Here is a 20,697-nt window from a genome sequence, read left to right on the forward strand (position 1 = left end):
GGACGCGGTCGTCTTGGCCTCGGGCGTGGTGGAGCTTGCGCTGGGTGCCATCGGTGCCCCGCAGCGTCAGGCGGATTCCGCTCGCGGGCTCCACGAGGCGGGTCGGCGCGGGCTCGGTGACCGAGGATTACGGGTGCCAGAGGTGGTCACGGTCGTAGGACACAGCTGCGACGGGTTGGACTCCCCCGCATCTAACCAGCCGGTCCCGGTCCGGTCCAGCTCGTCGAGCGGTGGTTCCAACAGGTCGGCGCACACCCTGCGCAGAGGACCCTCCGGGTGCAACGATGAGGAACCCCCGGTCAGCCGGGCGGTCCGCTCGCCCGTCGTATGAGGTAGCCGATCGGAGAAGATTCATGGTGACGCCCCTGCGCTGGCCGGTCCTGCGCCAACTCACGTCCGGAGACCCGAGCGGACGCTATCGAGCGGCGACCTCCCGAGCCACCGAGGAGCTCACGGCCCGGACCGCGACGGCCGACAGGGTGGTCGGCTCGATCTGCCCGTTCTGCGCGGTGGGGTGCGCTCAGAAGGTCTACGTCAAGGACGACCGAGTCATCCAGATCGAGGGCGACAAGGATTCTCCGATCAGCCGAGGACGCTTGTGCCCCAAAGGATCTGCGACTCTGGAGCTGACGACCGGCAACGCCCGGGAGCGTCACGTCCTCTACCGTCGCCCGTACGGTACCGACTGGGAACGGCTCGATCTGGACACGGCCATGGAGATGGTCGTCGACCGGGTGCTGAGCGCACGGGAGGAGGGGTGGCAGCAGGAGGACGACGAGGGGCGCACCACCCGCCGCACGATGGGCCTGGCGAGCCTCGGTGGTGCCACCCTGGACAACGAGGAGAACTACCTCATCAAGAAGCTGCTGACCTCGCTCGGGGTGGTGCAGGTCGAGAACCAGGCACGGGTCTGCCACAGTTCGACGGTCGCGGCGCTCGGTACGTCGTTCGGTCGGGGCGGCTCCACGACGTATCTGCAGGATCTGGCGAACTCCGACTGCATCGTGATCGAGGGGTCCAACTTCGCCGAGGCACACCCGGTCGGTTTCCAATGGGTGATGGAGGCCAAGGCGCGAGGCGCCAAGATCATCCACGTCGACCCGCGCTTCTCGCGGACCAGCGCCATGGCCGACCTGTACGTCCCCATCCGTGCGGGCACCGACATCGCGTGGCTCGGCGGCCTGATCAACCACGTGCTGAGCACCGAGTCGTACTTCCACGAGTACGTCCTGAACTACACCAACGCGGCAACGATCCTGAACGAGGACTTTCAGGACACCGAGGACCTGGACGGAGTCTTCTCGGGCCTGGACCGCGACGGCTCCACGTACGACCCCTCGTCATGGCAGTACGACGGGGTGCAGGTCGCGGCAGCGTCCGGCGCCCGCGACAGCGGGTACGACGAGAAGGTCCAGAAGAGCTCCAGCACCGACGAGTCGGGGCACGCGCACTCGTTCGGGTCCGGTGGTCCATCGCTGCGCGGCACCTGGCACCGCGACGAGACCCTGCAGGACCCGCGGTGCGTCTTCCAGGTGCTGCGTCGGCACTACGCGCGCTATACCCCCGAGATGGTGCACGAGGTGTGCGGCGTACCCCCGGAGCTGTTCCACCAGGTCGCCGACGCGCTGATCGCCAACTCCGGTCGGGAGCGCACCTCGGCGTTCGCATACGCGGTGGGCTGGACCCAGCACACGGTCGGGACGCAGTACATCCGCACCGCCAGCATCCTGCAGCTGCTGCTGGGCAACATTGGTCGACCAGGCGGCGGGGTAATGGCGTTGCGGGGGCACGCGAGCATTCAAGGCTCTAGCGACATCCCCACGCTGTTCGACCTGCTGCCGGGGTACATCCCGACCCCTCACGCGCACCGCCACGAGACCCTCGACGACTTCATCAAGGCCGACGAAGCGGAGGTCGGGTTCTGGTCCGGGATGCGCTCGTACATGGTGAGTCTGCTGAAGGCCTGGTGGGGTGACGCCGCGACCGAGGACAACGACTTCTGCTTCGACTACCTCCCGCGGATCACCGGCAGCCACGGCACCTACGACACGGTGCAGGAGCAGCTCGCCGGGCGGTGCAAGGGGTACTTCCTGATCGGGGAGAACCCGGCGGTGGGGTCGGCGAACGCCGGCTTGCAGCGCCGCGGGATGGCCGAGCTCGAATGGCTCGTGGTGCGCGACTTCTCGCTCATCGAGAGTGCCACCTGGTGGAAGGACGGCCCGGAGATCGCGACCGGTGAGCTGAGCACCGAGCAGATTGCCACCGAGGTGTTCTTCTTCCCGGCCGCCGCGCACACCGAGAAGAGCGGCACCTTCACCAACACCAACCGGCTGCTGCAGTGGCACAACGCCGCGATCGAGCCGTCGGACGACCGGCGTAGCGACCTGTGGTTCATGTGGCACCTGGGACGGATGATCCGCGAACGACTCGCCGGGTCCACCGACTCCCGAGACCGGCCGGTGCTCGACCTGACCTGGGACTACCCGACCGAGGGCCGATATGACGAGCCGAGCGCCGAAGCCGTCCTGGCCGAGATCAACGGCACCGGCGCCGACGGTGCACCGCTGTCGGCGTACACGCAGTTGCGTCCCGACGGCTCGACCTCGTGCGGGTGCTGGATCTACGCCGGCTGCTACGCCGACGGCGTCAACCAGCCGGCACGGCGCCGCCCACACCACGAGCAGGGGCAGGCCGCACTGGAGTGGGGATGGGCCTGGCCCGCCAACCGGCGCGAGCTCTACAACCGCGCGTCGGCCGATCCGCAGGGCCGGCCGTGGAGCGAGCGCAAGAAGTTGATCTGGTGGGACGAGGACGAGAAGAAGTGGGTCGGCGACGACGTGCCGGACGTGCAGCCGGACAAACCGCCGTCCTACCGGCCGGCCGAGGACGCGACGGGTGTCGACGCCCTGTCCGGGATCGACCCGTTCATCATGCAGTCCGACGGCAAGGGCTGGCTGTACGCGCCCGCGGGTCTGGTCGACGGCCCGCTCCCGACGCACTACGAGCCCCAGGAATCGCCGTTCGAGAATGCGATCTACCCCGACCAGCGCCAGAACCCCGTACGCAAGCTGGTGATCCGTCGAGGGAACAGGTACCACCCGAGCGGGAAGGAACCCGGGGCGGACGTCTACCCCTTCGTGCTCACGACCTACCGGCTGACCGAGCACTTCACCGCCGGGGGCATGACGCGGTGGCTCTCCCGGCTGGCCGAGCTGCAGCCGGCGATGTTCGCCGAGGTGTCCCACGAGCTCGCCGCGGAGCGCGGCCTGCACAACGGCGGATGGGCCACCGTGGTGTCGGCTCGGAGCGCCATCGAGGTGCGGGTGCTCGTCACCCACCGGATGCGGCCGCTCACGGTGGCGGGCACCCAGCTGCATCAGATCGGTATGCCCTACCACTGGGGCGGCAACGGCCTCACCACAGGAGACGCGATGAACAACCTGAGCTCGATCGCGATGGACCCCAACGCCCACATCCAGGAGGTGAAGGCGCTGACCGTCGACATCAGACCCGGGCGACGACCGCGCGGGGCCGATCTGCCGCGCTTCGTGGCGGAGTACCGGCGTCGGGCCGGCATCGATGAGCACACCGGCGTCGAGCACGGGGTGATGTCGTGAGCACGGTGGACCTCGGGATGCCCCGGGTCGGATTCTTCACCGACACCAGCGTCTGCATCGGGTGCAAGGCCTGCGAGGTGGCCTGCAAGGAGTGGAACGCCGTCCCCACCAAGGGTGCACTGGAGCTGACCGGGGAGTCGTTCGACAACACCTCCGAGCTGTCGGCCGACTCGTGGCGGCACGTGGCGTTCATCGAGCAGCAGGTGCAGACCCCTTCCGAGAACGGGCCGCAGGAGGGGGTGCGATGGCTGATGTCCTCGGACGTGTGCAAGCACTGCACCCATTCCGCCTGCCTGGACGTCTGCCCGACCGGGTCGCTCTTCCGCACCGAGTTCGGCACCGTCGTGGTCCAGCAGGACATCTGCAACGGGTGCGGCTACTGCGTGTCCGCGTGTCCGTACGGCGTCATCGCCCAGCGCGAGGACGACGGCCGGGTGTTCAAGTGCACGATGTGCTACGACCGGCTCAAGGTCGGGTCCGAGCCGGCATGCGCCCAGGCGTGCCCGACCCAGTCCATCCAGTTCGGCGACCTGGACGAGCTGCGCGAGCGCGCGCAGACCCGGGTGGAGGAGCTGCACGCCGCCGGGCAGGACAAGGCCCGGTTGTACGGCGAGTCCCCCGACGACGGCGTCGGGGGAGCTGGCGCGTTCTTCCTGCTGCTCGACGAACCCGAGGTCTACGGGCTGCCGCCAGACCCGATCGTGACCACCCGCGACCTGGGCGCCATGTGGCGACGCGTCGGCGCGGCCGGAGCCGCCCTGCTGGCCGGAGTGGCCGCGGCGTACCTGTCGGACCGCGGATGAGCCCGCGCCGCGGGCCCGAGGAGGAGTTCACCTCCTACTACGGCAGACCCATCCTCAAGGCGCCGACCTGGGAGCCCCTCGATATCGCCGGCTACCTCTTCGCCGGGGGACTCGCAGGCGCCTCGTCGGCACTCGCCGCCGGTGCCGAGCTCACCGGCCGCCCGGCGTTGGCCCGATCGACGCGGCTCACCGCTCTCGGTGCGATCGGGGTGTCCCTGGCGGCGCTGGTGCACGACCTCGGGCGACCGGCCCGGTTCGTCAACATGCTGCGCGTCGCCAAACCGACCTCCCCGATGAGCATGGGGTCGTGGCTGCTGGCGGCCTACAGTCCGCTGGTCGGTCTGGCCGCCGGCGCCGAACTCGTGTCGCTGCCGATGCTGCGTCGGGTCGCCCCGATCGCCGGGCGCGGTGCCGCCGTGCTCGGGGCGGGGGTCGCGACCTACACCGCCGCGCTCATCGGCGACACCGCCGTGCCGACCTGGCACGACGGGCACCGCCACCTGCCGTTCGTCTTCGCCGGATCGGCCGCGGCGAGCGCCGGTGGTGTCGCCAGCGCGCTCACGCCCCTCGCGCAGTCGGGGCCCGCGCGGCGGGTCGCTGTCGGTGCTGCCGTCGCGGAGTTGGCGGCCACAACAGCGATGGAACGCAGCGGCCACCTGTCCACCCAGACACTGCGGGAGGGTCGCGCACACACGCTAATGGCCTCCGCGAAGGTCCTCACCGGGGTCGGCGCGGGGGTGCTGGGCGCCCTCGGCGGTCGGTCCCGGGTAGCGGCCGCGGCCGGTGGTCTGGCGCTGGCTGCTGGTTCGGTCTGCCTGCGATTCGGGATTTTCGAGGCGGGCCGCGCATCCACGCTCGACCCCCGATACGTCATCGAACCGCAACGCCGGTCCTCCCGTTCCCCGTCGGCCGCCGATTCGGCGCCCTCCGAGACTGCCGCGGACGCACCCACCGGCGGGTGACCTCAGCGCGGATGGCACCGCAGCCACACACCTGACCCCGCTCCCCCGCCTCGAGGCGCACCAACCGGCGCTGAGAAGTCCGATTCAGCACGAAGCCAACGAGGGTCGCCCAGTTGCGTCCTGGTTTCGCGCGCCGCTCCTCAACGCTCGCGCAACGCGTTGATCAGCTCGTCTTTGGTCATTGTGGAGCGGCCCTCCACCCCAATGTCCCGGGCGCGGTCCAAGAGTTGCTGCTTAGTCCGTTCGTCGTAGGAAGGATGCCTGCCGCCCTTGCGGCCAACACTCGAACGGGAGGAGTTTGCAGCAGCGTTGGCGATGCGCGCTGACTTCTCCTTGCTGTTTCCCTCATCGCGCAGCTTTTCGTACAGCTCGTCATCCTTGACCGAAGGGCCAGGATCTTCGCGTGGAGTCACGATGTCTCATCCCCATCACCTAGTTGACGTCATCCCGCCCGCGCCGGCCGAGGGCATCCGCAGCGGCCTCGCCCAATTTACCGCCGCACGTGTCAGCTCGAGCCAAAAATCCTGCGGCACGGGCACGCGCCGGCCGGTACGGCGCACCACGTGCAGCACGCGCTCAGCGCAGCCTCCAGCACAGGGCCCACGCGGTGCTGCCTCCGGTCGCCCGACGCCTGCCTGACGTGCGGGTTGCGCACGTCAGGCACGTGCCGGCGTTGCGCTCAGGGGTGCAGGAGCACCTTGGTCCACCCATCGAGTCGGTCGTCGAAGTTCTTGTAGCCCTCGGCGGCCTGGTCCAGGTTCAGTTCGTGGGACACGATCAGGCCCGGGTTCAGCTTGCCGCGGTGGATCAGGTTGCGCAGCTGGCGGTTGTACTGCTTGGTGTTGCACTGCCCGGTGCCCATGGCCTGGCCCTTGAAGAAGAACGTGCCGAAATCGAACCCGAACTTGCCCTCCTTGGCGAGGTCATCTTCGGCCTCGGGGTCCTCGGGCACGAAAACGCCAACAACCCCAATGCGCCCGGTGGGTCGCACGGCCTGGATCAGGCTGTTGATCGTCAGACCCGGTCGCTCCTGCCCTTCGTGGTCATGCGCCTGGTAGCCCACGGCCTCCACGCCCTTGTCAGCGCCCTCACCACGGGTCGCATCCAGGATTTGCTGCACAGCGTCACCCTTGCTGTCGTCAATGGGGGTGGCGTCCAGTTGCTCCGCCAGCTTCAACCGGTCGGACTGGCGGTCGACCACGAACACCTGGTCCGCGCCGCGCAACCGGGCCGACATCGCCGCCATGAGCCCCACCGGGCCGGCGCCCCAGATCACCACGGACTCCCCGATCCCGACCTGCGCGAGCTCAGTGCCGTGATACCCCGTCGGCAGGATGTCGGACAACATGACGTAGTCCTTCTCCTTCTCCCGCGCGTCCTCGGGCAGGACCAAGGCGTTCCAGTCCGCGTACGGCACCCGCAGCAACTCCGCCTGTCCCCCGTTGTAGGGGCCCATGTCGGCGTACCCGTACGCAGCCCCGGCGTTTCCGGGGTTGGCGGTCAGGCAGAAACCGGTCCGGCCCGCCTCGCAGTTCTTACAGAACCCGCAGCCGATGTTGAACGGCAGACAGACCATGTCACCGACTTTCACCCGGTCGACCCCGTCGCCGACCTCGATGACCTCACCCATGTTCTCGTGACCGAGGACCTTGCCCTCCTCCACGTCGGTACGGCCTTCGTACATGTGCAGGTCGCTGCCACAAATGTTGGTGGTGGTGATCTTGATCAGAGCATCCGTCGGCTTCTCGATCTTCGCGTCGGGGACTTCGTCGACCGAGACGTTCTTCGGGCCGTGGTAGACCAATGCGCGCATCATGCGTCCTTTGCTGTGAAGGGGGTTCCACGTTGCAGGTTGTGGACTGACTGGGTTGCTCGGCGGCCGTCACGCCGAGGTAGCGGCCCCCTTCATTTGTACCCTTTACAGCGTCTTGGTGCTGGCCCTCATCGTGGTCACCCCACCTACCTCAGAGCTTCCTCGTGAACCTGGTGATGGTCCTGGGAGTGGCCCCTTGTACCGGCGCCGGGCAACCAGCTGCCTGAGGCCTAACCAGTGAGGTGGCTGATCGGTCCGCCGCAAACGAGCGATCAGTGATCTCGGTGGCCCTATAGGCGGGGCCGGCCGGCACCAGTCGTCGCACCCATAGCCCCGTTGATGGGACCCAAGCGTGAACGGGTGGTGGTGTGCGCAGATCTTCCGCAAGGCCGTCTCTTGCCGGTCGATGCGCTCAACGGGGATGGACGCGGCTGCTCGAGGTGTGGCGCCGTTCCCAATCTCCGTGGTAGGTCGTCGACGCCCGCAACGGCTATTGCGCAGGGGGTCATCCTCGGCGCAAGCTATGTGCACGAGTCGACGGACGTTGCGATAGCCGCCTATTCGCTTGGCCCCAGACCCTGGCCTCGTTGACATCACCGCGAGCCGAGGGCCAACCCATGAGTCAATACTCCAGCACTACTTCGACGCCGACCAACCATCGCACGACGCGGGAGGATTGCATCGCGCGACTTTCGCCAGTCCATCAGGCCCGGGTTCGCGCGGCTCTGAGCGGTGTCGACCTGGAGCAGCTCGACGTGGAGGAGGTCGTTGACCTGTGCGACCGAGTTGCAGGAGTGATTAGTTTCACCGAGTACCAAGCACGTGGCCGCGCACGGCGAAGGCGCGCCACGATGCACCTGGCGTAGCCACAGCGCCCGTTGCCCTAAGACGTGCTGTTTTCAAGCTGCGCGCCGGGCCGTCGGGATGGTGGCTGAGGATTCGTGCCTTTGGATCCTGCAATGGCGGATGGCAGTTGTCGCCACGGGCACTTCGGAAATCCTTAGGTCCCGAAATCGTAAGGTCCCCCTTCGAGCCGTGGGCCCGTGCGGCCTTGGCGACGGCTCGGCACTCTCAACGCGGGCACCCTGCAGCCATCCGTGGCTCCTATGAGCAGGTGCCGGTCATTGAGACGGTGGGAGTGTTCGGGCCGGCAGGGAGCACGGAAGACAGCGGGTGGCCGTCTTCGTCGGTTGTGGGGCCGGGTCCGGTGGTGGCGGCGCAGCCGGTGATGAGGACGGTGCAGCCTAGGGCCAGGCACAAGCGCCACCCATGGGAAGGGTGGCGCTTGTGCCTGGACCGTGCTTGGTGAGCACGAAGGGAGGGCATGGGTCAGTTGCGGTAGGCCTGTACTGAGGTCTTGTCGATCTTGCGGTGGTAGTGCATTCCGGCCAGGCCGCCGAGGATCGCTCCGACGAGGCTGGCGACCGCAACCGCGATCAGGGCGATGACGCCGGTGGTCGTGAGGGTGCCCTCCTTGACCGGGATCCGCGGGAAAGCGTTCAGCTTGGACAGGACGTTGTACTTGTCACCGGCCACGGCCGCGACGATGGCGAGCACGATCGCAATGACCAGGGCCCACACCCAGACCGCGATGCCCTGGCGGATTCCGTTGAACCGGGCCATCCGACCCGCGACGTAACCACCGCAGTAGTACGCGACGAGCACGATGACCAGCAGCGCGATCGCGCCCACGATGCCCACCGTGGTGGAGTTGTTGCTGGCGGCGTTGGTGGCCTTGGTGACGTCGGTCTTGTTTGCCAGCCCGACGCCTGCGCCGATGGCGGCCAGCAGCGCGGTCAGCAGTACCGCCATACCGGTCGCGGTCAGCCAGCCGAAGAAGGCTGACCCGATCTTGATGCCGCCGTGCTCCTCCTTCTGCGCTGTGGTGATCGACTCGTGGTCGATGTTTCGAGGTCGGCGATGATCTCGATGGTCGCGCTCATCACTGCCTCGGCCCTGATGCGTGTCCTGGTCATCGGCCGGCCACTGGCCCCGTGTAGTACGAGGATTGGTTGAGTCAGCTGATCCTTGTGCGTTGGAGTCGAAGGTGTGGGCGCCGCCGCGGTCGTTGGCCATGGGTCATCTCTCTTTGGGATTGTGCGTTGGTAGGCCAGCGCACACGTGACCCGTGGCCTGGGGTGGAGCAAGACCACGCCGCCCCTCCATTTCAGGAAGCGCGGCGTGGTGGGACCTCAACGGTTGTTGATGTCTCGGCGGGGTTCGTTGCCCTCGCCGGTGTCAGTCTCGATCTGCTCCTTGCGGACCTGCTCGGTGACTTCCTGCTCACCGGAGACGGTCTCGGTGTCAAGCTTCACGCGCTCCACCGGGACGGTCTCCTTCTGCACGACGGGCTGCTCGGCATGCAGCGTCACCTCGTGCTCCTCCTCGGTCAGGTCGCCACCAGACAGGGCGTCACCGCGGTTGGCCTCGGTGATCGGTTCACGGACGACGCGGACCTCTTCGTGGCTGACGGGGACCGTGGTGGTCACATTCTCGGTGACCACGTACTTGCGCAGACGCGCGCGTCCGGTCTCCACCTTCTCGGTGCCCACATTCAACCGCTCCTCCGAGCGGGTCATGGCGTCGTCAGTCGTGGGACCGGAGGAGTCCCGACCCACGACACCGGGCTCACCAGCGCGGTCGCGACGGTCGTCGTGCTCGCGCTCGCGCTCGTGCTCATGGTCGCTGTCCTGGACGCCGTCCTGCACCGTTCCCCGGCCGCCGACCACGTCGTCGTGTCCGTTGCCGCCCGTAGACGATGTGCCATAGGCGAGGCCGTAGTACTCGTACAGCTTCTGCTCCTGCTCGACGTCGAGGTGCTCGTCGGCATCGCTGACCCGGGGGGCGTCCTTGACCTTGTCCTTGCTGTACGGCAGCCGCAGGTCGTTGCCGTCGACTTCGGCGTCCCGGACGGGGATGAACGTCTCTGAGGTGCCGAACAGACCGGTCTTGACGGTGACCCACTCGGGCTGACCGGACTGGTCGTCCAGGTAGATCTGCCCGATTGATCCGATCTTGGCGCCTTCGGAGTCGACGGCGTTGCCGCCGGAGATGGTCTGGATCTGCTCTGTGGAAATCATGTGTAGTCCCTCACATAGAGATGGTGGTGCGGTCGGATCACCGGACTGGGCCGGCATCCGTGGGTTCCCGATCCGCCTACTAGGGGTCGGAGTTGAAGCAGTAAGAACAGGTCGCGCCGGTTCTACTGGTCGGTGGTTCGTTCCCTGATCCGGGCTGCTTCCTCGGCCTCGCGTTGCTGAGGCTCATCCAGCTTGCGGGTGTCGCGCAGCTCCGCGAAGGGCTCCACGTCGTGCGGGAAGCCGGCGCGGATCGCCCGTTCGCGTTGAGTCTCGGCGTTGAACTCCGCGCCCAGCAGCACGCAGATGTTGCTGATCCACAACCAGACCAGGAACACGATCACGGTCGCGAACGAGCCGTAGGTCTTGTTGTAGGACCCGGAGAAGGAGACGTAGAGCGCGAACAACGCTGAGGCGATGATCCAGATCACGACGGCGATGACGCCGCCGAGGCTGATCCACCGCAGACCGGGTTGTTTGACATTCGGGCACGCTTTGTACAGCAGCGAGAACATCAGGCTGACCACGATCACCAGCACCGGCCATTTGGCGATCTCCCACACGAGCACCGCGGAGTGGCCGACGCCGAAGACCTTGCCCAGTTGAGAGGCCACCGGACCGGTGGCGATGACCATCACCGCACTGGCGGCCAGCAAAACCACCAGCACCAGCGTCACCAGCAGACGCACCGGTGCGGTCTTCCAGATGGGTCGGCCTTCGTCGACGTTGTAGATCGCGTTGGAAGCGCGCATGAACGCTGAGACGTACCCCGAGGCCGACCACAACGCCAGCGCCAGGCTCACGATCAGCGCGATACCGGCGGCGCCGGCCTTGCCCTGCACCTGGGTGATGATGGACTTCAAGACACTCGTGACCCCACTGGGGGCAATCGAGGAGATGTTGGACAGCAGTGAGTCGGTCTGGTGTTTTCCGAGCAGTCCCAGCACTGACACCAATGCCAGCATGGCCGGGAAGATGGCCAGGATCCCGAAGTAGGTCAACGCGGCGGCGTAGTCGGTGACGTTGTCGTGTTTGAACTGTTTCATCGATCGCCGCAGGATCGCGAACCACCCGGCTTTGGGCAGGTCGGTGGGCCGGTCCGGGGCGTGATCGGCACTGTCGGCGGCGCTACCGCCGCGGCCCGCGTCAAAGTTCTGTCGGCCTCGCTCAGGTTGGCCCGGCTGGGCGACCGCGTCAGCCGGCATAGTGCCCGCCGATAGAGCCTGAGCCTCTGCCTTGGCCTGACCCGTTGTCCGTGACGTCTTGGGAGGCGTCTTGGGCGTGTTCCTTCACGTCGGAGGTCGCGCTCTTGGCGTGCTCGGCAGTCCGGTTCGCTGCCTCGGTCGCGGTTTGCTGCACCGATTGGGCGGCATCACGTGCTGGCTGTTTGAGGTTGGAGGCCACGTCCTGTGCGGACTGCTTCACCGAATCAGTGAGCCCGCTGGCGCGGTCTTCGACCGTGGCGGCGGCCTTCTGCTCGGTATCGCTGGCGGGTAGGAGCGAGGAAAGCAACCAGCCGGCGCCGAACGCGATCACGCCTGCGGCGATGGGGTTGCCCGACGCCCGGTCGCGGACCGCGTCCGGCGCGGAGCCGGCTGCGCCCTGTGCGGACCCGCCCGCGTTCTGCGCGGAGTCAGCGGCCGACTGCGCCGTCTCCTTCGCGGCCTGCGCGGCACTGGTGCCCACGCCCATCACCCGATCCTTGATCGAGCTCAGGCCGCGGGAGACCTTCTCGCGGCGGGTACCCACGAACTGCTGTGGGTTGACCCGGTTGGTCAACCGGGTCACGTCCTGGGACAGGGCGTCCTGGGTACGGCGGGTGTCGGCTGCGAGCTGGTCGGGGTCACTCATGCTGGTCTCCTTGGCGTGGCTTGATCGCACTGGGGATGCGCTTGATGGAATCGATGGTGCGTTGCGGGGTGAGGCTGATGGATCGCAGGACACCGCGGCCCACGATGAACAGCACCGCGGCGATCACGGCCCACACCAGGGCCACAATCAGCGCGGCCCAGGCAATCCCCACGAGGTGACCCAAGCCCCACCACGCTGCGGTCGAGGCGAAGATGACCGCCATCAGCGCCGCGAAGCCCGCGCCGCCCAACATGCCGGCGCCCTTGCCGGCCTTGCCTGCCTCGGCACCGATCTCGGCCTTCGCGAGCTCGACCTCCTGGCTCATCAACGCTTTGAGGTCCCGCGTGACGTCGGACATGAAGTCGCGGACCGCGGCCTTCTCATCGGTGCTGGGCGGCAGTTGGCTGCCCAGGTCGGTCACGTCGTCGCGTAAACCGCCGACCTCTTCGCGCAGGTCACTCACGGCCGGCCCGCCCCTCAGACGTCACACCGGTCTCCGAAGGAGCCGGTGTGACGGTGGACTGATCGTCATCGGAGTCCGTGTTCGTGTCTATGTGCTGAGCAACGACCCCGCGGGTGAGGCGGCCGGCTGCCACCCCGGCCAATGCAGCAGACAGCAGAAACGCACCGGGGCGCTGCCGACCAAACTTCCTGACGTCATTCAGCACCTGATCGGTGTCGCGCCGCTCGAGCCACTCCGTAGCGGCACTCACCCGGTCACGGGCCGTGGTCACCGCGTCGATGGCGGCACCTTGAGCGTCGTTTGACGACGCGTTGTCTGTCATGGCCGACAACTGCCGACCCAGATCCTGCAGAGCCTGCACCGCGGTGGTGCGCTGGGTCTCTGCCTGCTCGCGCAGCTGGGTGCGGGTCTGACCCAGCAAGTCGCTAGCCCGTTCTTTGGCTTCACCCGCGACCTGAGCGGCGGCCTGCTGGCCGGTGCGGGCCACGTCGGCTGCGGCCTGTTGGCCGTGGCTGGCGACATCGGCGGCCGCGTCCTTGGCCTGCCCTGCCGTGGACTCCTGCGAGCCATCGCCCGCTGGGCGCTCTGCTCGCCGCGAGAATGACTCGTTCGTTGGACTATTCATCGTTGCCTCCTGGTGCGTCGCACCCTGTTGCTTCACATCGGTCGCCCCTGTAGGCCGGCCGCAAGCTGTGGCCCGTCGAGCCGTCTACACCGTAGACGCAATATGCGTACGGCGTATACAACCGCGTCCGAACAGGCCGCTTCGCAGCAGATTCACCTAGAGTGCACAACACCCCACGGTGGGTTTCGAGTGGCTCGACAGGGGGTCGATTCGAGTCGTACAGCCAAGACGTGAAGGCCAGGTGACGGGATGCGCGAGCTAGAGGCGCAACGCGCTGAAAGTAGGCGGCGGCTGAGTCTGGATCAGATCGTCTCCGCCACGGTGGACCTCATCGACGAGCAGGGGATTGCCGCGGCCTCGATGCGCACTGTCGCCCGCCAACTGGGTGTACAAGTGATGGCGCTCTACCGCTACGTTGCCAACCGAGAAGATCTCTTCGACGCGGTCGTGGACCATATTGTCGGCGAACTGGACGATGACCCGACCATTCAGCAAGACGTCGGCGATGACGGGTGGCAGTCCTACCTGACCGACCTCGCATGGGGTGTGCGTCGGTACGCCCGAGCCCACCCTCACGCCTTCCCCCTGGTGGCCACCCGCCCCCCCAGCGCTCCGTGGATCAATCCGCCCCTGCGTTCGCTGCGCTGGATCGAGACCATGTTAGCCAACCTTTCTCAGGCCGGGTTCAACGACGAACAGGTGCTGTTCACCTACCGGTCCTTCAACAGTTTCCTGCTGGGACACCTTCTCCTAGAGACCAGCGCCATGGTCATCGACGACCCCAAACCCGGCGATGGCTCCTTTCAGGCTGGCGACGACACCGGAGCCCACGATCCAGTGGACCCGGCAGACCCCGTCCCCGGTTCCATCAGCCCCACCCGCACCACCGCCAAACGAAAAGCACTGGCCAACGCTGAGACCACCAGCGAACTACTCGGCGTCAAACCCAGCGACTATCCCGTGATCCATCGACTGCGCGCCGGTCTCACCGAGGACCATTTCGAGCAAGAATTCGGGGCCGGACTCGACATCCTGTTCGGTCGCATTGCCAACAAAATGGACCACGTTTGACGACCCGGATTGCTCACAAGGCCTGGGATTCTCACACGATAGGTTCCGCGCGTCACCGCAGGATGCGCACTCTAACGTGGGCTCACTCGCACGTCAGGTCCACGGTCGAATCGCCGGGCAACAGATCTTGCCCGGGTTGTTCAGCCGGCGGAGGACCGCTGCTCGCGTGGCCTGGTCGGTCGTTGCGGCTCTTCTTCGCGTTGATCGTCGGTGATGATCAGCACGTGCCGGTGGTCAGTCGTCAGCCCGCGGGTGGCGGCCCAGCGCGTAGTTGTGGGCCGCAGTTGCGGAGGTACCTGACGCGTCGGGATCGGGCTCAGCTGGTAGATGTGCAAGGCGCGCATCAACCAGACGCGCATTGCGTCGGGCCCCCTGCGAGGCACGAGATCAATGCGCACCCACGGGCCGGCTTCGCGACCTTCACTGCGGTAAATCTTCATGCTCATCGCGACCCCGCCGGCTGGGTAGCTCGAACCCTCGAGCGTGGGGCTACCGGATTGCCGAAGACACGTCGTGCGCGGTATCCGAAGATACGTCGTGCGCGGTAGCGGGAGATCAAGGTCATTGCTGGCATGAGGGTCACTTTCCGTGAGATGGCGCAGGCTCGGCATGCACTGGGCGGCGTGGTCAGTCAGGACGCCGCTTCAGCGGTGTCATTGGTCAGAGTGGCGCGCAACCGGGCAATGACCGAGGACAGCTGACGGGAGACCTGCATCTGGCTGATTCCCAGGCGCACACCGATCTGCTGTTGGGTCAGGTCCTCGGCGAATCGCAGGTGCAGCATCAGTTGCTCCCGTGGTGGGAGCAGCCGGATGCTCTGGCGTAGGTCCAGACCTGCGAGCTGGGCATCGACGCTGCGCACCCGGCCGACGTTCACCGGCTCACCCCACGGAATGTCGTCGCCACCGGGCCAGGCGTCCAAGGATGCGGCGGCATAGGACCCGCTGACGTTCTGGGCTTCTCGTACTTGCTGCGAGGTCACGCCCAAGGCTTGGGCAATTTGCCCCGTGCTGGGCACAGCCTGCAGCGACTGGGCCAGATCATCACCAATGCGGACGATTTGCAGGTATGTGTCGTGCAAGGCCCGCGGTGGTCGAACTGCCCACGCATGATCGCGCAGGTGTCGTTTGAGCTCACCGTGCATGGTCACCTGCGCGAATGCGCCGAACCCTCGTCCCTGTTCCGGCTCGAAGCGGCGGGCGGCCAGCACCAACGCCATCCCGGCGACCTGCTGCAGATCTTCCAGCTCCACCCCGCGGCCGGCATAGCGCCGGGCGACCCCACGGACCAGTCTCAGGTTCAAAGCGACCGCCTCGCCACGCAACTGGCTAGCGATACCGGGATCGTCGACGCGGCCGGCCCGGATCAGCAACGCCACCGTGCGTGCTTCGCGTTCCTTGCCGCTTGTCTGCTGCTCAGCGTCGTGATCCTCGGTGGCCGACACCGCAGCTGGCGGGGTCTTTTCGGCAACCCACGGGCGCGGGTGGACTCGTGCGGTCACATTCATCACGACGAGTGAGAATCGTCGCTGCTGCCGGTACCGGTTTGCGCACGGTCAGCCAGGGCGGCCAGCCGCTGCGCGACCCTTGCTTGGGACATCCCCAGGGCTTGAGCGATCTCCGCGGGCCTCAAGCCGTGGACGAAGCGCAATGTCAGCAGCTGCTGATCAGACCCGGAAAGGGGGTGTGGGGCGCCGGTGCCAGGTTTATCGGCGTCGGGCTTACCGAACGCGGCCCCGGTAGGGGAATCGGTGATCATGAGCAGCGCCCTCCGCTCACGATCAGGACAGCAGCGCGCATAAGTAAAACCCCGCCCCAATGCTTCCTCATTGAAAAGAAGTCGCACCGGGTCCGGGGTGCACAGCCACCTGCGGCGGCCAGGTTCAATATTGCTCCGCCGGGGGGTGGTGTCAAGCATCTCTCAACAGCGATAGCGGGGGACGGCAGGGCGTGCTGGACGACGAGCTGAGCGGGTCGGGCTGCGCTACGGTGATTGAGGTCGCGGTCGCCCCGGACCTGGCGTCGGATTCACCAGAACGGATGATCCCTGGTCGAAAGAAGTGGGGTGACGTGGACAGGGCGCAACAGATCCTCCAGCAGGTACAGGCCACCGATGCCGCTGATGAAACCTTGCCCCAGGTTCTGTGCCAGGCGTGTGCGGCGGCGTTGCCGGTGACCGGTGTCGCCATGGCACTGATGAGTGCGCAAGGTCCTGAGGGGCTGATCGCAGCCAGCAACGATACAGCTGGTGCGCTCGAAGAGCTGCAGTTCGCTCTCGGGGATGGACCTAGCGTGGATGCTTCCCGCCATCACCGTCCAGTCCTTGAACCGCATTTCAGGGCCACCGCGATGGCGCGATGGCCTGGGTTGGGGCAGCCAGCGCTGATCGTTGGGGTCGAAGCGGTCTTCGCGTTTCCGTTGCAGGTCGGCGCGATACGACTGGGAGTGTTGACGTTGTACTGCGACCGCCCGGGGCACCTGTCCTCGAATGCGTTGACCGAGGCCTGGTCGTTCAGCGATGCCGCCACCAAGCTGATGTTGCACCTGCAGGGTCAAATGCCGGCCGGTGCCCTGCACCCGGCCCTGGCTCTGCCGGGCCATTCCCGCCCCGAGGTGCACCAGGCCACCGGCATGATCTCGGTCCAGGCCGCCGTCGGGCTCGCCGAAGCCCTGTTGCTATTGCGTGCCCGCGCCTTCACCGAGGACAGGGACATCCTGGCCGTGGCCCGTGACGTGATCGCCCGGACATTACGGTTCACACCCCCCACGGAGGATCATGACTAGCAGGCACCCCACACCTTCCCAATGCCCCACCCAGTACGGAAGCGACTCACCATGGTCACCCAGCAACGCCTGATCCAGATCTTCGTCGAGCTCGCCGACACCCTCGTTGACGAGTTCGACGTCGTCGACTTTCTGCACACCTTGGCCTCTACCAGCGTCGAGGTACTAGATGCAGACGCCGCGGGTCTGATGCTGGCCGATCAGCGAGGGCAGCTGCAGTTGATCGCGGCCTCGTCGGAGGAGATGCGCACCCTGGAGCTGTTCGAGCTGCAAGGGGACGATGGCCCCTGTGTGGACGCCTACCGCCACGGACACGCGATCACCAACGTCGATCAGGACACCGCCGAGCAGCGCTGGCCGTCCTTTGGTGCTGCCGTGCGCGCCGGAAACTTCACCTCGGTCCACGCGGTGCCGCTACGGCTGCGCGACCAAACCATCGGCGCGATGAATCTGTTCATGGTCCGCGCCGGGCAACTATCCGACAGCGACTTGGACCTGGCACGCGGGCTAGCCGACATGGCCACCATCGGCCTGCTGCAAGAACGCGCGGTTCGCGAACAACACATCCTGGCCGAACAGCTGCAAGGCGCCCTGAACAGCCGTGTCGTCATCGAACAAGCCAAAGGCATCCTTGCCGAACGCCACAACCTCCCGCTGCCTCAGGCATTCAGCGTGATGCGCACCTACGCCCGCCGCACCGGCCAACCCTTGTCTCAGATCGCCATCGCGGTCATCGACGGGACCCTGGACCAAGCAACACTGACCGCGACCTAAGACGCGCACATCAGAACGGTATGGCTACCGCGAGCGACGCTCGGTATCTCAACCTGACCAATGGCCGACGCACATCCGCAGCCCACAACTCCCACCAGATCACCACGCTCCCCGACGTGGACCCGGCACGAACCAGCCATCAGTCAGGTGCGCTTGGGTGGCCCGCCGCGGCCAACACCCGACGTAGCGGTCGTTCCGCCAGCAGCAGGACCATCGGCCACAGATACATCCGTGGCGCGCACAGCACCACGACGAACGCGACCAGCGACAGCGCCGGAAGCAGAGCCCGGGACAGGATCTCCGCTCGGCCGTCCGCGTCTTCTGGATCGGTCGGCGTCAGCCGATGCCGCCGCGGCTGCCACCCCATCACCTCGGCGCTACCAATGGCGGATGGTGACAACCGCGACGTAGATCCCTGAACTGACCCGGTCCTGGCCGCCGGAGGAGATGTTGAGGACGGTGGCGATGGGTAGGAACGTGATGCACGCTAACCACAGTGAATTGATCCACATCACCGCGTCGGTGTAACCGTGGGCCTGAAGGAACAGGCGGTGGTGCCCCCGCCACAGGGCGAACAGCGCCACGAAGCTGACGCCTGCTGCCAGGAGCGCGAAGGCGTTGTGCTGCAGCTGCCCGTCAGCTGAACGCATTAGCGAGGAGGCGTTCGCACCCGGTCTGCGGCAGGACGACAGCACGAGGCTGTCTGGCCGGAGGTCAAATCGAACGTCAATTAGGCGAAGCGTGGCACGTGTGCCAGTCGGACTGCATATTCGCAGGTCAGAACCCTGCAACGGGGTGGACCTGAAGGGCCTCAAACCCCTGCGTGCTCGGTCACCGAGAACCCAACACGGCCGGCGGCCCGGCTCGCGCAACTTCGTGAGGCAGCGATGACGTTGGTAGTGCCTCGCGAGCTGACGGCTTGAGGTCACAGACGGGCCCTGCAATCCGACACGAACCGCAAAAACTACGTCCCCTGACCTGGCGTTTCCGCAGGTCAGGGGACGTTTCGTACTCGTGGGCGATACTGGGATCGAACCAGTGACCTCTTCCGTGTCAGGGAAGCGCGCTACCGCTGCGCCAATCGCCCAAAATCATGGGTGGAGCGGACAACCGGGCTCGAACCGGCGACCTCAACCTTGGCAAGGTTGCGCTCTACCAACTGAGCTATGTCCGCCTGCTGCACTCCCCGGCGTACGCCCGGGTGAACAACGAGGGGAACTGTAGCCGAGGTGGTGCCCGGCACCCAAAACGGCACCGATCACGGCGCGTTCCTGGCGCGATCGCGTCCGTCGTACGGCGACCGCTCAGGCCCAGAACTCCGCTACCCGAGCGGCTCTGGCCCGGCCCACCGCACGGCCCGCCTCGGCGGACGGAGCACGGGTCGCCGGGGACAGCGGGTTGCGCCCGAACGCTGCCATCGAGCGCACGTTGGCCGGTACGACGAGCACCTGAGCGTCCGCCGGCGGGACCACGTCGGCGTCCAGATCGCCGAGCAGCGATGGCGCACCGGGCAGTGTCGGCGACAGCACCAGGATCCGGTCGCAGCCTGCCGCCAAATCGACGTTCGTGCCCGAGCGCATCCCCCCGTCCATGTAGAGGCGCCCGCCGATCGTCACGGGCGGCCATACGCCGGGCACCGCGCAGCTCGCGGCCACGGCGTCGGTCAGGCTCGTAAGCCCTTGCGGCGTGAAGATCTCCAACTCGCCGGTCGCGGTGTCGATGGCCGTGATGAGCAGCCGGCGGTCGGGCCAGTCGAGCGAGGGCAACCTGGCCTCGATCGCCGTACGCCGGTCGGCCTCGGACACCGTGCGGGCGGCGAGCGCCAGCTCACCGAACCGGCGACGCGCATCGACCGCGGAGGTCGCGCCACGAGCCGCTGCCTCGTACGACGCGGCCAACGCCTCGGCGTCCAGGTCCACCTCGATCTCGGCGCTCGCAGGATCCAACTGCGCGGCGTAGAGCTCCTCGAGATCGACACCGGACGTGATCTGAGCGCCCACGGCGGCGCCGGCGGACGTCCCGACGACGACGTCGGCGTCCACCAGAGCGGGCAGCAGATCGGGCGCGCCGTCGCGCAGCCCGAGGAGCACCCCGAGCTCCCACGCGATGCCGGCGACCCCTCCGCCGGCCAGGACCAGGGCTCTCATCGTCGTTCCCGTCCGCGGGTCATGCCCCGAACCCTGCCAGTTGTCGGTGACACCGGGCATGCTGGGCGCGACCCACCCACCCAGCGACACTCAGGAGACCCCACCCATGGACATGCGCCTCGAGCTCGTCCCGCTGCCCGTCACGGACGTCGACCGCAGCAAGGCGTTCTACGTCGACCGGGTGGGTTTCGTGCTCGACCACGACATCGAGCCGGGCAACGGGATGCGCATCGTGCAGCTGACTCCCCCGGGGTCGGCGTGCTCGGTGGTCGTCGGCGTCGGGATCAGCGATCCGGATGCGGGTCGGGTCAACGGCCTGCACCTGGTCGTCGACGACATCGCCTCGGCGCGCGAGGAGCTGCGCAGTCGGGAGGTCGACATCTCCGATGTGCAGGACATGGGAGGGGTGAAGTACGCCTACTTCTCGGACCCGGACGGGAATTCGTGGGCGCTGCAGGAGATCTCCAGCCGCAGCCCTGAGCCCCCGGCGTAGGACGTGATGGAGGTGGCGACGGGATTTGAACCCGTGTAGACGGCTTTGCAGGCCGTTGCCTCGCCTCTCGGCCACGCCACCACGTCCGGGCCGGTGCGCCCGAGGGCGCCGACCGGTCCCGGAGCAGAGCGGACAACCGGGCTCGAACCGGCGACCTCAACCTTGGCAAGGTTGCGCTCTACCAACTGAGCTATGTCCGCATCTACACGTCGACGGAA

21 protein-coding genes and 4 tRNA genes are annotated in these 20,697 nt (G+C 67.0%); 7 read left to right on the forward strand and 18 right to left on the reverse strand.

Going from position 1 to position 20,697, the window contains the following annotated elements:
* Positions 1–353: 353 nt before the first annotated feature.
* Genes fdh through nrfD form a run of 3 tightly spaced genes read left to right on the forward strand, consistent with a single transcriptional unit; the run spans position 354 to position 5,382 of the window.
* Complete coding sequence (gene fdh / locus HNR15_RS09530; protein ID WP_179481204.1) at positions 354–3,617, forward strand: formate dehydrogenase; 3,264 nt, start codon at positions 354–356, stop codon at positions 3,615–3,617.
* 17 nt (positions 3,618–3,634) lie between these two features.
* Positions 3,635–4,420 carry a 4Fe-4S dicluster domain-containing protein gene (locus HNR15_RS09535; RefSeq protein ID WP_179483692.1) on the forward strand — a complete coding sequence of 262 codons (786 nt, stop codon included), beginning with the start codon at positions 3,635–3,637 and terminating at the stop codon, positions 4,418–4,420.
* A complete protein-coding gene (gene nrfD, locus HNR15_RS09540) occupies positions 4,417–5,382 on the forward strand; it encodes an NrfD/PsrC family molybdoenzyme membrane anchor subunit (protein WP_179481206.1) in 966 nt (321 codons plus the stop codon). The genes HNR15_RS09535 and nrfD overlap by 4 nt, the downstream gene beginning before the upstream one ends.
* A gap of 140 nt (positions 5,383–5,522) precedes the next feature.
* Here the strand turns inward: nrfD and HNR15_RS09545 are convergent, their stop codons facing one another.
* The 8 genes from HNR15_RS09545 to HNR15_RS09580 form a co-directional block, all read right to left on the reverse strand.
* On the reverse strand, positions 5,523–5,795 hold the full coding sequence (locus HNR15_RS09545) for a DUF7218 family protein (RefSeq protein ID WP_179481208.1): 273 nt from the start codon (positions 5,793–5,795) through the stop codon (positions 5,523–5,525).
* A gap of 266 nt (positions 5,796–6,061) precedes the next feature.
* Entirely contained in the window at positions 6,062–7,198 is a 1,137-nt protein-coding gene (locus tag HNR15_RS09550; protein WP_246305906.1) for a glutathione-independent formaldehyde dehydrogenase, read from the reverse strand.
* A gap of 1,326 nt (positions 7,199–8,524) precedes the next feature.
* Positions 8,525–9,271 carry a hypothetical protein gene (locus tag HNR15_RS09555; RefSeq protein WP_179481210.1) on the reverse strand — a complete coding sequence of 249 codons (747 nt, stop codon included), beginning with the start codon at positions 9,269–9,271 and terminating at the stop codon, positions 8,525–8,527.
* 116 nt (positions 9,272–9,387) lie between these two features.
* Positions 9,388–10,275: a DUF2382 domain-containing protein gene (locus HNR15_RS09560; RefSeq protein ID WP_179481212.1), complete on the reverse strand. Its 888-nt coding sequence runs from the start codon at positions 10,273–10,275 to the stop codon at positions 9,388–9,390.
* Positions 10,276–10,397: 122 nt separating this feature from the next.
* Positions 10,398–11,318: a YihY/virulence factor BrkB family protein gene (locus tag HNR15_RS09565; protein ID WP_246305907.1), complete on the reverse strand. Its 921-nt coding sequence runs from the start codon at positions 11,316–11,318 to the stop codon at positions 10,398–10,400.
* Positions 11,319–11,466: 148 nt separating this feature from the next.
* On the reverse strand, positions 11,467–12,123 hold the full coding sequence (locus HNR15_RS09570; protein WP_179481216.1) for a DUF3618 domain-containing protein: 657 nt from the start codon (positions 12,121–12,123) through the stop codon (positions 11,467–11,469).
* Entirely contained in the window at positions 12,116–12,586 is a 471-nt protein-coding gene (locus tag HNR15_RS09575; protein WP_343048485.1) for a phage holin family protein, read from the reverse strand. Before HNR15_RS09575 ends, HNR15_RS09570 begins: the two co-directional genes overlap by 8 nt.
* Positions 12,579–13,247, reverse strand: a complete 669-nt coding sequence (locus HNR15_RS09580; RefSeq protein ID WP_179481218.1) for a hypothetical protein — start codon at positions 13,245–13,247, stop codon at positions 12,579–12,581. Before HNR15_RS09580 ends, HNR15_RS09575 begins: the two co-directional genes overlap by 8 nt.
* A 213-nt stretch (positions 13,248–13,460) precedes the next feature.
* On the opposite strand from HNR15_RS09580, the gene HNR15_RS09585 reads away from it, so the two are divergent.
* Positions 13,461–14,282, forward strand: coding sequence for a TetR/AcrR family transcriptional regulator (locus tag HNR15_RS09585; RefSeq protein ID WP_179481220.1), 822 nt, complete (start codon positions 13,461–13,463; stop codon positions 14,280–14,282).
* Between the two features lie 140 nt (positions 14,283–14,422).
* Here the strand turns inward: HNR15_RS09585 and HNR15_RS09590 are convergent, their stop codons facing one another.
* The 3 genes from HNR15_RS09590 to HNR15_RS09600 all read right to left on the reverse strand — a co-directional run bounded on the left by HNR15_RS09590 (position 14,423) and on the right by HNR15_RS09600 (position 16,040).
* Positions 14,423–14,728, reverse strand: a complete 306-nt coding sequence (locus HNR15_RS09590; RefSeq protein ID WP_179481222.1) for a hypothetical protein — start codon at positions 14,726–14,728, stop codon at positions 14,423–14,425.
* A gap of 185 nt (positions 14,729–14,913) precedes the next feature.
* The gene (locus tag HNR15_RS09595; protein WP_246306201.1) at positions 14,914–15,789 is read right to left on the reverse strand and encodes a sigma-70 family RNA polymerase sigma factor; all 876 of its coding nucleotides are present in this window, start codon (positions 15,787–15,789) and stop codon (positions 14,914–14,916) included.
* A complete protein-coding gene (locus HNR15_RS09600) occupies positions 15,789–16,040 on the reverse strand; it encodes a sigma-70 family RNA polymerase sigma factor (protein ID WP_179481226.1) in 252 nt (83 codons plus the stop codon). The genes HNR15_RS09595 and HNR15_RS09600 overlap by 1 nt, the downstream gene beginning before the upstream one ends.
* A 191-nt stretch (positions 16,041–16,231) precedes the next feature.
* Here HNR15_RS09600 and HNR15_RS09605 point away from each other — a divergent pair, with 191 nt between their 5' ends.
* Positions 16,232–17,065: a GAF domain-containing protein gene (locus HNR15_RS09605; protein WP_179481228.1), complete on the forward strand. Its 834-nt coding sequence runs from the start codon at positions 16,232–16,234 to the stop codon at positions 17,063–17,065.
* Between the two features lie 51 nt (positions 17,066–17,116).
* Complete coding sequence (locus tag HNR15_RS09610; protein ID WP_179481231.1) at positions 17,117–17,839, forward strand: GAF and ANTAR domain-containing protein; 723 nt, start codon at positions 17,117–17,119, stop codon at positions 17,837–17,839.
* 139 nt (positions 17,840–17,978) lie between these two features.
* Here the strand turns inward: HNR15_RS09610 and HNR15_RS09615 are convergent, their stop codons facing one another.
* From HNR15_RS09615 to HNR15_RS09635, 5 genes are all read right to left on the reverse strand, one after another.
* Complete coding sequence (locus HNR15_RS09615; RefSeq protein ID WP_179481233.1) at positions 17,979–18,206, reverse strand: hypothetical protein; 228 nt, start codon at positions 18,204–18,206, stop codon at positions 17,979–17,981.
* A 10-nt stretch (positions 18,207–18,216) separates the two neighbouring features.
* Positions 18,217–18,489: a TMEM175 family protein gene (locus HNR15_RS09620; RefSeq protein WP_179481235.1), complete on the reverse strand. Its 273-nt coding sequence runs from the start codon at positions 18,487–18,489 to the stop codon at positions 18,217–18,219.
* 365 nt (positions 18,490–18,854) lie between these two features.
* A tRNA-Val gene (locus tag HNR15_RS09625) sits at positions 18,855–18,926 on the reverse strand.
* Between the two features lie 11 nt (positions 18,927–18,937).
* A tRNA-Gly gene (locus HNR15_RS09630) sits at positions 18,938–19,013 on the reverse strand.
* A 130-nt stretch (positions 19,014–19,143) separates the two neighbouring features.
* Positions 19,144–19,986: a patatin-like phospholipase family protein gene (locus tag HNR15_RS09635; protein WP_179481237.1), complete on the reverse strand. Its 843-nt coding sequence runs from the start codon at positions 19,984–19,986 to the stop codon at positions 19,144–19,146.
* A gap of 106 nt (positions 19,987–20,092) precedes the next feature.
* On the opposite strand from HNR15_RS09635, the gene HNR15_RS09640 reads away from it, so the two are divergent.
* A complete protein-coding gene (locus tag HNR15_RS09640; RefSeq protein WP_179481239.1) occupies positions 20,093–20,479 on the forward strand; it encodes a VOC family protein in 387 nt (128 codons plus the stop codon).
* 7 nt (positions 20,480–20,486) lie between these two features.
* Here HNR15_RS09640 and HNR15_RS09645 read toward each other — a convergent pair.
* Positions 20,487–20,560: transfer RNA gene (locus HNR15_RS09645), tRNA-Cys, on the reverse strand.
* A gap of 46 nt (positions 20,561–20,606) precedes the next feature.
* Positions 20,607–20,679, reverse strand: a tRNA-Gly gene (locus HNR15_RS09650).
* Positions 20,680–20,697 lie beyond the last annotated feature (18 nt).

The organism is Allobranchiibius huperziae (genome assembly GCF_013410455.1).
GTDB classification, from domain to species: domain Bacteria; phylum Actinomycetota; class Actinomycetes; order Actinomycetales; family Dermatophilaceae; genus Allobranchiibius; species Allobranchiibius huperziae.